The sequence below is a fragment of the Acinetobacter sp. BY419 genome (assembly GCF_019038395.1).
In the GTDB taxonomy this organism is placed as follows: Bacteria; Pseudomonadota; Gammaproteobacteria; order Pseudomonadales; family Moraxellaceae; genus Acinetobacter.
This window is the reverse complement of the sequence record NZ_JAGFXZ010000039.1, coordinates 14,725-27,422: the sequence shown is the minus strand read 5'-3', so window position 1 is coordinate 27,422 and position 12,698 is coordinate 14,725. Positions and strand designations below refer to the sequence as shown.

The following is a 12,698-nucleotide window of genomic DNA, read 5'->3' as shown; positions in this document are numbered from 1 at the left end:
TAATTGTAATACCACGTGCTTTTTCTTCTGGTGCAGAGTCGATTGCAGCATAGTCTTTCGCTTCGCCGCCGAATTTCTTCGCACATACAGTTGCAATCGCAGCTGTTAAAGTTGTTTTACCATGGTCAACGTGACCAATTGTGCCCACGTTAACGTGTGGCTTATTACGTTCAAACTTAGCCTTAGCCATGTTAATCTTCCTCGTTTACGTCGAACACAATTCTGAGTAAAACCCAGCTCCGACATATCGTTTAAAAAAACCGAACACCAAATACTTGAAAAGCAGACTAAATAGCCTGCTTTTGGAATCTTTTTGCAACAAAGTTGCTAAACTGTAATCTGGAGCTCTTATCGAGATTTGAACTCGAGACCTCTCCCTTACCAAGGGAGTGCTCTACCACTGAGCTATAAGAGCAAATATTAGTACTTCAATGGAGCGGGAGACGAGGGTCGAACTCGCGACATGTAGCTTGGAAGGCTACCGCTCTACCAACTGAGCTACTCCCGCACGATGTTGGTACAAACCACTTATTGAAGTCTTAAAATTGGTGGTGAGGGAAGGATTCGAACCTTCGAAACTTTCGTAGCGGAGTTACAGTCCGCCCCCTTTGACCGCTCGGGAACCTCACCATTTTTACACTTACATCAGTGCTGTTCTTTACTGCACACTACCAAACTTCCAAGATGGTGCCGGCACACGGATTCGAACTGTGGACCTACTGATTACAAGTCAGTTGCTCTACCAACTGAGCTATGCCGGCGTTTCTTAGTGTTTCGTACGTTTCGTATCGGAACGGTGTGCAGTTTAGCAAAACTCAGAATGCTTGCAAGTGTTTTTTTCAAAAAAAACCTCAAAAACTCATAAAATCAAACCATTTGATGATAATTCAACCGCTTTGATCACTGCGCGAGCTTTTATTTGGGTTTCATTCCACTCAGATTCAGGATTTGAGTCGGCAACCAGTCCTGCTCCAGCCTGAACATAGACCTTATTTTTCCGAATAACACAGGTACGAATTGCAATCGACATGTCCATTTCACCATGCCAGCCTAAATAACCGACTGCGCCACCGAAAATTCCACGTTTTACCGGCTCAATTTCGTCAATAATTTCCATAGCACGGATTTTTGGCGCACCAGAAAGCGTACCTGCGGGGAATGTTGCCTTAAAAACATCCAGAGCATCGACATCATCACGTACTTCACCCTGGACATTCGAGACAATATGCATCACATGCGAATAACGCTCGATCACCATTTGATCAGTTACCTGCACTTTGCCAATTTTTGCAATCCGCCCCACATCATTACGTCCCAGATCAATCAGCATGACATGTTCAGCAATTTCTTTTTCATCGGAGAGCAAGTCCTTCTCCAAGGCAAGATCTTCTTCTTTGGTTTTGCCACGTGGTCGTGTGCCCGCAAGTGGACGCACAGTCGCAATACCATTTTCCAGACGTGACAAAATTTCCGGTGAGGAGCCGACAATATGGAATGGCGTATTGTTTTCCAGGGTCTGTCCTTGCACCAGGAACAGATACGGCGAAGGATTAAGATGACGCAGTGCACGGTACACTTGTAGCGGGTCACCATCGAAATCAGACACCATTCGGTGCCCAGGCACCACCTGCATCACATCGCCTGCACGAATATACTCTTTAACCTTTTCCACCGAGGCAATAAAGTTGTCATGTCCAGTGAGGGACTCGAAATGTGGCGGTGTATGCTTTTCAGCTTTAAGGCTAATCGGTGTGGCGAGGATATTTTCCAATTCATTTAATTGTTGCTGTGCTTTTTCATAAGCAGCCGGGTTAGCTACATCGGCATGAACAATCAGAAATAAAGTATCTTTTAAATTATCAAACACGATGACGGTTTTAGACAGCATCATCCAGATATCAGGCAAGCCGACCGGATCTGCCTCAGGTGCATTTTTTAACTTCGGTTCAATATAACGCACGGCGTCATAGCCAAAGTAGCCCACCAGTCCACCAGTAAAACTCGGCAAGTCCGGCAATTCTGCTTGTGTAGGCACCTTAAATTGTGCCTGGAAGTCACGAATATATTGAAATGGATCAGCACAATGCTGCTTTTCAATTGAAGCATCTGCATGCTGTACCGTCAGCTCGCCGGCATTGCAGGAAAATACTGTGGATTCACCTAGGCCAATAATCGAATAACGTGCCCAGTTCTCACCACCTTCTACAGACTCGAATAAATAAGCCTGTTGGTGCTGTTTAAGCCGGGCGAAAATAGAAAGGGGGGTATCGGTATCTGCCAGACGCTGACGATACACAGGAATCAGGTTATAGCCTTGTGCAGCAAGCTGTTGGAATTGTGCTTGAGTGGTCATACGGTTTTTCTCTTTTAAATTAGGTTTGCTCAGTGTGTAAATAGAATTGAACTGAGCGACGCCATCGAAAAACCTTACAACTATTCATTTTCTGTCCTTAGTACGCAGTATTATGCAAGTAATTCTCTTAAATCATCCACAATCTGCTGTGGCTGACAATCTGCAATATTTTCACCATGATTATAGCCATAGCTGACCACAATACAATCAATCCCGGCGCGGCGTGCGGCTTCGACATCATTGGAAGAATCGCCAATCAGCAACACCTGTTCTTTGCTTACGCCATAATGTTCGACACAGTGCAGTAACTGGCGCGGATGTGGCTTACGTTCACTAAACCGGTCTCCGCCAATGGTATCGGCAAAATAATGGGCCATATCCAGTGTTTCTAAAATACTACGGGCTGGAAGCTCGGGCTTGTTGGTCACACAAATCAGGGTTTTCCCCTGCTTTTTTGCCCAGTCCAGAAATTTCAGGACTCCTGGAAAAGGAACGGTATCAACACAGGGATCGACATTATAAATATCCAGAAAAGTGCTTAAGAGCTCCTGATGCTGTACTGGGGTGACTTCACCGACCAGATGCTGCAACACACTCTCACAGAATATCGAAGTTCCCTTGCCCACCCAGGTACGCACCTGCTCTTCTGTCACCGAGGGCAATTGCAGCACATTCAGGCTCATATTCATGGCGCGATACAGATCATGCGCTGAATCCACCAAAGTACCATCCAGATCAAACAAGATCAGTTCGCGCTTTTCTAATTGTGCAATAGACATACCCGGCCCTCTTTTATAATGTTCGCAGCCACAAAAAAGGCATGCGCTGTGCATGCCTTGATTGTAACCAATCATCGGCTTATTTAAATAACAACCAAGCCATAATTGCCAAAATAATCAGCACAATCACTGAAATCAGACCAACAGACACATTTTTCTGGGTTTCTTTTTCCTGCTCTACGCCTGACACAGGTTGCTCAACCGGAATTGGCGTAGGCTCTGGTTTCACTGCAGTAATGTCCACGCCTTCTGGAATAGGTGCTGGTTTTGGAATACCGACATTGGTTGGCATGCCGTCACGGGTCAACTGCACCGAAGCATCACGCTGTTTCAGTTCCGGTATCCCCTGATCATTCATTTGCTGGGCAGGTGTAGGCTCTGCAACTTCAACCTGTTCTACGACTTTTTCTGCTGTTGCTTCAATTTCTGGTGCAACATCTACCGCAGTCTCAGGCGCCAGTACCGAAAATTTCAAGCTGGCAAACTGAACAATGTCACCCTGCTTTAATAAGGTTTCCTGTGCAATCTGCATATCATTGACAAAAGTGCCGTTAGATGAACCCAAATCCTGCACCCAGAGTGCATTATCTTTCAGTAAAAATGCCGCATGCTTACGGGAGATTTCCGCAGCCTGCAACACCATATCCGCAGCCTGATGACGCCCCACCAGCATGTCATGGTCAATGCTAATTTCCTGTCCTGTTAAGTCGCCTGTAATCGCGTGTATTTTCCAAGTCATGAAAGTTACTTCTCTGTTCTCTTTGACATTATCATAACATGCTGCCTGCAAATGCAAATGACTTAGCTTTTCGGTCTAAGTGTGGTTGTTGTAACAGTATTTTTACTTTTTTCTACCTGCTGGACGGGTTGTGTCACTAATGGCTGAATGACTGGCTCAATCGCAACCGGTGTGACTACAACACTGGCTGGCTGCGCCTGAACCGGTGCTGTCGGCACAGTTTGATAGGTCGAGTTTTGCAGTGGTGTTTTCGATACCGGAATTCTCTGTTGATACACATCTTCAACACTTTCAGGCAACTTGGAAAAGTTGCCATCTGAATCGAGTGCAAGTTGCAGACTATATAACTGACTATAGCGTTGCTGGGTCAGTTTGCGTACTGCATTTTTATCACCAACGATAGTGGGATGGATAAAGATCAGCAGGTTACGCTTCTGATTGGATTTACCTTCGGAACGGAATAAACGCCCCACGCCTGGAATAGCACCCAGACCAGGCACGGCCTGACGGCCATAACGGGTATTGTCCGAAATCAGACCGCCCAAGACAATGGTCTGTCCATGTTCGGCCAGAATTGAAGTTTTAATGGCACGTTTGCTCGTCACCAGATCCTGTGCCTGTCCTTTACTGTCCTTGACATCAGAAACTTCCTGTTCGACTTCCAGACGTACCGTGCCATCTTCACCAATATGCGGAACGACCTTTAAAGTAACACCGACATCCTTACGCTCAATGGTGGTATAAGGATTAACAACACCGCCCACACCCGTAGACACCGAACCGGTGACAAAAGGCACGTTTTCACCCACCACGATATAGGCTTCTTCATTGTCCATAGTCACAATCGACGGAGTAGACAGCAGATTGGACTTGGTATTTTCTTTTAAGGCCTGAATAATCGCGCCATACAGACGGCGCGAACCATCACTGCCTTCACGATAGTCACCGAGTACCAGAGAGCTGCCCGCTCCGATTGAACTTACCGCACCAGCACCACCACCCGTCAGATAACCGGCCGCAATCTTTTTCAGACTCGTACCAAAATTATCAAAATTAACCAGGCCTACACCACTGCTGATATCGCCCAAAGCCCATTGTACGCCCAGCTGATCGGCATCTGTGCCTTCAATTTCAATAATGGCCGCTTCAATCAGTACCTGTTGACGGCGGATATCCAGCTGATTGATCGCCGATTCAATTTCCCGCATCAATTGCGGATCGGCTTTAACCACCAGAGAGTTTTGGGTGGCATCAGCAATAATACTCACCCCATTGGCATTAAAGCTGCTAATTCCACCTTGCTCATTATTCATGCCGGTATTCAGCTGAATACCTGAAGAGGAAGTATTATTCCCGGTCGTATTACCGCTACTGCTACTACTTAAATCACTACTGGAGCCGAGTAAGGATGAACTCGAGGAGGTGCTGCCCGAATTAGAATTACTGCTCACCGCCTGTCCGGTCACCAGACCCTGCAAGATTTCGGCAAGGTTCTTGGAACTGGCATATTTCAGACGAAAAACCTTTAAGCCGCCCAAACGGTCTGCAGCCGGGACATCCAGGGTTTCAATAATCTGGCGTACCCGTTTGCGCGTGGTTGGATCACCCTTGATGATGATCCGGTTGGTGCGTATATCGGCAATCACCCGTATTCGAGAACCATGGACATCCTTGGCTGCACCGGTTGACGTCATGGATTCAATCAGGCTAATCATCTCTTCTGCCTGACTGGACTGCAAAGTCACCGCTTCAATATCATTCTGGCCTGTACCATCCAGATTCCGGACTATAGTTTCCAGCTGGTAAATATTGCTGGCACGATCCGATACGATCAGGGCATTGGTACCCGGCACCGCCGCCAAATGCGCAAATTGCGGCATCAGGGGACGCAATGCAGGAATCAGGTCATTTGGATTGGTATTTTCCAGCCAGAGTACCCGCGTTACAATCTGGTCACCCCGGGCACGGCTGCGGGGATCATAGGGAATACCCGAATTTTTGACATTACTGTCCGGAATCAGCTTGATGGTATTGCCGGAAGGAATGGCCACGACCCCATTAACATTCAACACGCCTAAAAACAGGTCATAGACTTCATTCTTGTTCAGTGCTTTATTGGAAATGACCGTTACGTTGCCACGTACCCGCGGATCGACTGCGAAGTTCTTGCCAGTAATATCTGCCACTTCATTAATGAATGCAGTCAGGTCGGCGTCCCGAAGATTGATTTTCCAGGTTTGTGCATAACTTGCCGTACTGACCACGGCCATTAAGGGTGCCGCCGCACAGAAGGCCCATGCTGATCGATTATTATTAAATAAAGCCATAAACTTATATGTTTCCTAACCCTATAGGTGATGACATATCACTTAAAATCTTGTTGTATGGTCATCACCTGATCACCACGTTTTATTTCGAGTTTAACCTGACCTTCACGTCGGGCCTGTTCCAGTAATTGTGCTTCTGTCTGTCCCTGGCTTAGCGTTTGACCATTCAGAGACATTATTCGATCTCCAGGTCTCAAGCCAAGTCGATTGCGTAGTGCAGCCGGTGTGCGGGCAGTCACTTCATACCCACCTTCCGAGGCACTCACCCCCATATTCTGTAAATACTGATCGCGGTTTTCCTGCATCTGCTGGATTGCCCGGCCAATTTCATTCTGGGGTGAAACTGTATTTTCCTGCCCTGCCCCTGTAACCGGTGGGCTCATACCCGGAGCTGCCTGAGTCTCAGGTAGGACGGACTGATTCAGACCATTTTCCAGCCCTTTAAAGAAAACTTCCTGAGTCGCTCCGCCAGAACGGCGCAGTACAACGCGATCCCAGTACACGTCAGCCAATTCCAGACCGCTATCACCCAGCTTGTCTCCGATACGATAAATATCCACCTGATCATTGATCTTGATTACTGCAGACGAGTTATAACGTGGATTAGCCACTACCACCCCTTGCAAAATGATATTCGCAGCCTCCACCACAATTACACTTTGTGCACTTTCCTGAAACAGGGAAAAGGCAGCGATATTCGGTATTTGTGGCTGTTGCGAGCCCAGCTCGACCCGCTCCAGCTGCATCGCCTGGGGGGGCGCCACCAGCAACCAGAATAGTGCGGCCAGCTTCCAGCATAAATACAGGATCAGCAGCAGCAAAACCGCAGGTGCAACACGATTAACCTGTTTAAGGTCAATATTTTTTAAAGCTTCGAGTGAAACCGCCATCAGTTGATGCCTCCCATAAGGGGCTGGCGGGTACTAATCACAAAAGTATCCAGTCCTGCTTTCCCCTGATAGGATGGTGCATTCATTAAAAAGCGTTGGGTGAGCTGGATATCCAGCATCATGCCGGGATCAAGCTTGATATTCAGCATACGTTGATCACGGCTGTCTCGGACATCGAGTAGCAACTGTCCATTTTCATCTGCCAGCGTTCCTGTCAAGGCAGGTATGTTCATGCGTTCCTGGCGCTGGGCAAAGGTATAAATCAGCTCGCCACCCGCCCATTGCATTTGTCCGGCCACCTGACTGAAGCCCTGTTGTGGCTTATATTTAAAATCCAGATCTTTGAGTTGAATTGCAGTGCTTGGCCATTGCCAGTCCGCAATTTTTTTTAAGGTTTCAGCAGCAACCTGCCCTTCAAGATTTTTAACAATAAAAGATTTATTCAGACCGTAGGCCATAATCCCGGAAAGCTGGGTATTGCCACTATGCAAATCTACATGTGCTCCAATTCGCAGCAACAGTAAATCCAGAGGCCGCACTTTCCAGTTCAGACTGCCCCGAAGATTGCCTTTTTTCCAGTCCGCACTTCCCTGCCAGATATTTCCGTTTACATTATGCAAAGTCTGGTTATTTTTATAAAATTTTGAAATTAACCAGGCTGCTGGCACTTGTAATACGACAAAAACAAAAAATGCCACAAGAGCAAGGATCAACCATCTTAAAGTTTTTGGTTTATTGCTCATCCCCACCACGACCAATAGTTCAAGTCCAGATCCCCATTTATAATTTTTTCCTTATACCTACACATTATGCACACTTTTTTCCTAACGCCAATTCATAGATATAAAAAAACCAAGCAGAGATGCTTGGTTTTTTATCATAGACTGTCTGTATGACAGCCTAATGACTCTATCAAATAAAGGCTTAGATCAGGAAATCTTCCAGCTTTGCACCTTTTTCCAGTTCTGCTACTAACCAGCGCGGTTGTTTACCACGGCCAGTCCAGGTGTCATCCGGATTGCTTTTGCTACGGTAACGTGGTTCAACCGACTTGCGTGATGATTTCTTGCGTTTAGACGCACCAAACTCAAGTAACTGCTCAACGGTCATACCAACTTTCTCGGCAACTGCCAAGATTTGCTGATAAGCGTCTTCAATTTCTTGATCTTTTTTTGAAGCAATCAGCGATTCTGCTTCTGCTTGTAAACTTTTTAACTCTTCTACTGATAAATGAGTAATATCTGGCATAATGCTCTCCGAAAAAATAATATTATTCGTTTTGTTAAATAATAGCCCCATCATATTTATATTAAATAAAACATTCAATATAAAACCTTAAAGTAATAACAATAAAGTTTAAAAAAAATTACAAATTAAAATGATCTCTTCATTTTTAAATTTCATGTTGAACGCTTAATTCAAGCATTTTGATTTTTTCACGAATATATTGTGGAATTTCTGTTTTCTGCATAGTTGTTTTATCAACACAGACAATAACTGCTTCTGAAGTGGCGACAATACTTTGCTGTTTTTCACTCCATAATAAATAGTGCATTCTGAATGCACTATTCCGGATTTCTTCAATACGTGCTGCAACTTTTAAATGATCAGGAAAAATCACCGGTCTTAAATAACGGCACTGATTTGAAGATACTACTGTAACTACTGATTCATTGCTTAAATCTAATAGCCCCCAATAAGCCAGCCGCGCATTTTCGACATAACGGTAATACATGGCATTATTGACATGTCCAAAGGCATCCATGTCGCCCCATGCCACAGGTTGTTCATAAATGACGGGATATTGTTTTAATTCTGACATCACTATTCTCAAGTTTTAATTTCTATAAAGTTTACATTGGATTCAAATACTGCATTGAGCTGCTGCAGCAAGTCTTCCCGATCCTGTAAGGCAGCTTTAATTCTTAAATAGCTCATACGAATATCATCTGGATACAAGTCGAGTAGCTGCTGGGCTTGATCCGTATAGCCTGTCGCTTGTAACACATGCCATTTTGCAAAGCTTAAGATTGGCAATGCCGGATATTTGGCTTCCCAGTGCGAAATCTGCTGTGCAATTGCGTCATAATCTGGATTTTGACGCAATAACTGTTGCTGGAACCATAAATAAAAAACATCCTGATTAAACTGTTGTTCCAGTAAATGAATTGCAAGCTCTTCATGCTCGACACTCATTTCAGGTATTCTAAATAATAATTTCAACCATAATAATTTGACTGAATAGTCACGATCAAATATTTGTGGTTTTAAATCTAAATAACGTTGTTGTAAATAAATTAAATCTTCTTGTGTGGCTTGGTCATAAGCCAATAGTAACTGTTCAAGCCATGACTTTTTTACTTCCTGGTCTAAATGCCCATATTGAGTTGAGCGTAAATATAACCAGGGGAACTGCAAGGCAAATACCCCCCATAATGCGACAAGTCGCTGCTCATAGGCTGTTTTAACTTGAACTAACCAAGGTGATAATTCATGCTGATTTAAAAACTCTAAATGGGTAAGTGCTTGTTCACCTTGCTGTTGTGATAAATAAATTTCAATCCGCTGTAATTCTGCCAACTCAAATGCCATCGGACTAGACTGATTTAAAGCAGTTAATGCCTGAGTATACTGCTGCTGTCCCCAAGATAAACGCGCATCAATAATATGCTGGAGCAAGCCCGATTTAGAAAAAGACTGCTGAATAAAATCCCGCTGATCCTGCGCAGCATTTAATAACCAAATTACGGCCAACTGTTCATAAGGATGCAAGCGGGAAAAACTAAATACTGTTTCAGTCTTACGCTGTTCACGGCTACGATACTGCTTGATGGCATACCAGCTACAATGGATCAGAAAACTCACGCTCACCAGTGATGCGGCCAAAAACCAGAGGGTGGTTTGCAGCTGCCATTCGCGCCAATACAGATAGACATAGCCAGCCCCATGTCCATAGCTCAGGATACTCAGCCCAGCAATGCCAAGTAAGCAGACAAATAAATAGGCCAGCAGGATCTGTTTCATAAGCAATTAGCCCACTAGGGTGCGTGTGTTTAATAATGGCGTCGGAGTGATCGGTGTAGCCTTGATTTGATTCAGTTGCTGAATCCAGCGCTGGCTCTGCGCATCCGGCAATTGCTCCAAGACTTCAATCACGGCATTCAGTGCTTGCTGAAAGGCGACAGATTGATCTTGCTGCAAAGTATTTTGTGCAATCAGTAAACGCAGCTGGGCCTCTTTAAGCACCAGATGCCGTTGCATCAAAACTGTACTTGGCTGATCTGCGGATTCGATCTGAATCCAGCGCTGCCAAAAAGAGCGCTGAGTCTCGGGCTGCTGCCGATACGGCGTTTGAATTTCTTTTTCAATTTCAGCATCCATCTGCACCAAGACTTCTTTCAATTTACTCTGCTGCGCCAATCGGCTATTTACGAATTTTTTCAGCATCTCCTGATCTTTTACAATCACTTGCTGAAAACTGCTCACCAAGGCGGGCGCCAAAACATAGTCATCCAGCTCGTTGGATAACTGATTTAATTTTTCAATTGCAGTCGCGTATTGTTGCTGTTGCAGGACAAATTCGATCAGATCCAGTTGTTGCTGCACCAAGGCAATATCATTTTGCGTTTCAGCAGCTATCGCTCCAGCTACTGGCGCTTTCGCTGAAGTGGAGCCAGCATTTTCCTGCTGAGCAGAAATCTGGCGTTTGAAAGCTACGAGCTGATCATTGAGATTGGCATTTTGCTGCTGTAACTGAGCAATGTTGTGATTCAGTTCAGTCTGTACTGTATTAAGAACGTAGAAGTCGTAGCTGAGCTTGACGAGCCACGCCATAATCAAGATGAACAATACAATGAATAGTTTCTTCATGCGTTCCCTAATATCAGCCTCATTTTTTGCAAGATCGTATTCGCCTCTAAATCATCGATTTGTACGAATTGAAAACCTGCCTGATGCTGCTGTTGATATACCCCAAGAATAGTAGCCAAACGTGGCCCCAAAACCAAATAACAGGCGTGCTGTATTAACTCTGCATTATCCTGCATGAGTGCCAGCCAGTTTAACCAGCTTGCTTCACTGGTCACCAGAACTGCAAAGCGCTGCTGCATCTCAAGCAATGCCAGATTTTCTGTCAAAATCGTTGCCGTTGTTTCAGGACATTGCCGCCGGTATAAAATAAAATTTAAAACTTTAATACTGCTGGCACGTAAGTGGTCCATCATAAACTGACGACCACCTTCTCCGCGCCAGAAAGCGACATTCGAGCCAGCAGCCAACTGCTTCAACACCGCTAATTGCAACATGCCTTCCGAGGTTTCAACCTCAGGCACATGACTGTGAATACCATAGCAGGCCAATGCCTGCTCAGTGGCTTTACCTACTGCCACCCAATGTACCTGCGTCAAAGCCGAGAGCGCGACTCCCGCCTGCTGTAAATATTGCATGCCAATCTGGGCAGCCGTCGGACTAACCACGACAATAATCTTTGCCTGCTCCAGCTGCTGATACAGACCTAACAGTTCATCGGAATAAGGCACGGCATGCAGTTCAAGCAAGGGTAATTCTAAAACAGAAACCTGCGCTGCCTGTAACTGCTGAGTCAAGATTGCAGCACGGTCTCTGGGGCGAGTATTAATCAATAACATCAGTGGGAATAGAGTGCTTTTAGTAACTCGCCCGCACCTTGATCGAGTAGTTTTTTGGCCAATTCCACCCCCAATTGCTCCGCTTCGGCAATTTTCCCCGTGTGCTGTGCACGCAGCAAAATTGCTCCATCGACACTGCCGACACGGCCTTCCATTGAAATTATCCCCTCTTGGAGCGTGGCATAGCCGGCAATTGGCACCTGACAGCCACCTTCCAGATAGGCATTAAAGGCACGTTCAGCACGTACGCAAGCATCCGTGTCTGCATGCAGGAGTGGCTGAATCAAGTCCAGCACTGCCTGATCATGGGTACGACATTCCAAGCCCAGCGCACCTTGTCCCACAGCAGGCAGACTGATTTCAGGTGTCAGAGTATGACGGATACGTTCTGCCAGGCCCAAACGTTTCAAGCCGGCACTGGCCAGAATAATCGCATCATACAGACCTGCATCCAGCTTGGATAAACGAGTGCCCACATTACCGCGCAGGTCAATGATCTCAAGATCGGGACGCTGTTTTAAAATCTGGGTCTTACGGCGCAAGCTCGAGGTTCCGACTTTGGCGCCTTGTGGTAGTTCCTCAAAGCTGGCATAAGTGTTCGACACAAAGGCATCCAGCGGATCTTCACGTTCACAGATTACCGCCAGACCGAGACCTTCTGGCAAGGCCATCGGGACATCTTTCATAGAATGCACGGCCAGATCCGCACGGCCATCCAGTAAAGCGGCTTCTAATTCTTTTACAAATAATCCCTTTCCACCAATTTTGGCCAGTGGTGTATCCAGAATTTTATCGCCCTGTGTAACAAAAGTGACTAACTCGACCTGCAAACCAGCGTGCAAATCTTGTAGGCGCGCACGGATATGTTCCGCTTGCCAAAGCGCAAGTGGACTTTGTCGAGTTGCAATTTTTAGGGTCTTCATAAATTTCAATAACAGTAAATGAGAACAATAGTCTAAACTTA

Annotated in this window: 13 protein-coding genes and 4 tRNA genes; all 17 read right to left on the bottom strand. The window is 45.6% G+C overall.

The genetic code is table 11. The annotated features are described in order from the left end of the window. A partial coding sequence (locus KUG37_RS12930) for a GTP-binding protein (RefSeq protein WP_240627330.1) occupies positions 1-190 on the bottom strand: 190 nt, incomplete at its 3' end. 150 nt (positions 191-340) lie between these two features. Beyond that, positions 341-415, bottom strand: a tRNA-Thr gene (locus tag KUG37_RS12925). A gap of 17 nt (positions 416-432) precedes the next feature. Continuing rightward, positions 433-508: transfer RNA gene (locus tag KUG37_RS12920), tRNA-Gly, on the bottom strand. A 38-nt stretch (positions 509-546) separates the two neighbouring features. Then, positions 547-630, bottom strand: a tRNA-Tyr gene (locus tag KUG37_RS12915). 55 nt (positions 631-685) lie between these two features. Next, positions 686-761: transfer RNA gene (locus KUG37_RS12910), tRNA-Thr, on the bottom strand. A gap of 98 nt (positions 762-859) precedes the next feature. Then, positions 860-2,353, bottom strand: coding sequence for an anthranilate synthase component I (gene trpE / locus KUG37_RS12905; protein WP_216937084.1), 1,494 nt, complete (start codon positions 2,351-2,353; stop codon positions 860-862). 110 nt (positions 2,354-2,463) lie between these two features. Next, positions 2,464-3,132, bottom strand: coding sequence for a phosphoglycolate phosphatase (locus KUG37_RS12900; protein WP_216937083.1), 669 nt, complete (start codon positions 3,130-3,132; stop codon positions 2,464-2,466). A 79-nt stretch (positions 3,133-3,211) separates the two neighbouring features. Next, positions 3,212-3,871, bottom strand: coding sequence for an FHA domain-containing protein (locus KUG37_RS12895; protein WP_216937082.1), 660 nt, complete (start codon positions 3,869-3,871; stop codon positions 3,212-3,214). A gap of 62 nt (positions 3,872-3,933) precedes the next feature. Next, positions 3,934-6,198 (bottom strand): type II secretion system secretin GspD, encoded by a 2,265-nt coding sequence (gspD, locus tag KUG37_RS12890; RefSeq protein ID WP_216937081.1) that lies wholly within the window; start codon positions 6,196-6,198, stop codon positions 3,934-3,936. A gap of 38 nt (positions 6,199-6,236) precedes the next feature. Further along, on the bottom strand, positions 6,237-7,088 hold the full coding sequence (locus tag KUG37_RS12885) for a type II secretion system protein N (protein ID WP_216937080.1): 852 nt from the start codon (positions 7,086-7,088) through the stop codon (positions 6,237-6,239). After that, complete coding sequence (gene gspN / locus KUG37_RS12880) at positions 7,088-7,831, bottom strand: type II secretion system protein N (RefSeq protein WP_216937079.1); 744 nt, start codon at positions 7,829-7,831, stop codon at positions 7,088-7,090. The genes KUG37_RS12885 and gspN overlap by 1 nt, the downstream gene beginning before the upstream one ends. A 181-nt stretch (positions 7,832-8,012) precedes the next feature. Beyond that, positions 8,013-8,339 (bottom strand): H-NS histone family protein, encoded by a 327-nt coding sequence (locus KUG37_RS12875; RefSeq protein WP_216937086.1) that lies wholly within the window; start codon positions 8,337-8,339, stop codon positions 8,013-8,015. A 142-nt stretch (positions 8,340-8,481) separates the two neighbouring features. Further along, positions 8,482-8,910, bottom strand: a complete 429-nt coding sequence (locus KUG37_RS12870) for a thioesterase family protein (RefSeq protein WP_216937078.1) — start codon at positions 8,908-8,910, stop codon at positions 8,482-8,484. A gap of 8 nt (positions 8,911-8,918) precedes the next feature. Beyond that, positions 8,919-10,112: a heme biosynthesis protein HemY gene (locus tag KUG37_RS12865; RefSeq protein ID WP_216937077.1), complete on the bottom strand. Its 1,194-nt coding sequence runs from the start codon at positions 10,110-10,112 to the stop codon at positions 8,919-8,921. A gap of 6 nt (positions 10,113-10,118) precedes the next feature. Then, a complete protein-coding gene (locus tag KUG37_RS12860; protein ID WP_216937076.1) occupies positions 10,119-10,958 on the bottom strand; it encodes a hypothetical protein in 840 nt (279 codons plus the stop codon). Then, positions 10,955-11,734 carry a uroporphyrinogen-III synthase gene (locus KUG37_RS12855; RefSeq protein WP_216937075.1) on the bottom strand — a complete coding sequence of 260 codons (780 nt, stop codon included), beginning with the start codon at positions 11,732-11,734 and terminating at the stop codon, positions 10,955-10,957. The genes KUG37_RS12860 and KUG37_RS12855 overlap by 4 nt, the downstream gene beginning before the upstream one ends. Next, positions 11,734-12,657 (bottom strand): hydroxymethylbilane synthase, encoded by a 924-nt coding sequence (gene hemC, locus KUG37_RS12850; protein ID WP_216937074.1) that lies wholly within the window; start codon positions 12,655-12,657, stop codon positions 11,734-11,736. The genes KUG37_RS12855 and hemC overlap by 1 nt, the downstream gene beginning before the upstream one ends. Positions 12,658-12,698 lie beyond the last annotated feature (41 nt).

Coding starts and splice junctions, on each gene's coding strand:
- KUG37_RS12870 (WP_216937078.1), bottom strand. CDS start 8,910: ATGTCAGAATTAAAACAATATCCCGTCATTTATGAACAACCTGTGGCA.
- KUG37_RS12885 (WP_216937080.1), bottom strand. CDS start 7,088: ATGGCGGTTTCACTCGAAGCTTTAAAAAATATTGACCTTAAACAGGTT.
- KUG37_RS12900 (WP_216937083.1), bottom strand. CDS start 3,132: ATGTCTATTGCACAATTAGAAAAGCGCGAACTGATCTTGTTTGATCTG.
- KUG37_RS12865 (WP_216937077.1), bottom strand. CDS start 10,112: ATGAAACAGATCCTGCTGGCCTATTTATTTGTCTGCTTACTTGGCATT.
- trpE (WP_216937084.1), bottom strand. CDS start 2,353: ATGACCACTCAAGCACAATTCCAACAGCTTGCTGCACAAGGCTATAAC.
- hemC (WP_216937074.1), bottom strand. CDS start 12,657: ATGAAGACCCTAAAAATTGCAACTCGACAAAGTCCACTTGCGCTTTGG.
- KUG37_RS12860 (WP_216937076.1), bottom strand. CDS start 10,958: ATGAAGAAACTATTCATTGTATTGTTCATCTTGATTATGGCGTGGCTC.
- gspN (WP_216937079.1), bottom strand. CDS start 7,831: ATGAGCAATAAACCAAAAACTTTAAGATGGTTGATCCTTGCTCTTGTG.
- gspD (WP_216937081.1), bottom strand. CDS start 6,198: ATGGCTTTATTTAATAATAATCGATCAGCATGGGCCTTCTGTGCGGCG.
- KUG37_RS12895 (WP_216937082.1), bottom strand. CDS start 3,871: ATGACTTGGAAAATACACGCGATTACAGGCGACTTAACAGGACAGGAA.
- KUG37_RS12855 (WP_216937075.1), bottom strand. CDS start 11,734: ATGTTATTGATTAATACTCGCCCCAGAGACCGTGCTGCAATCTTGACT.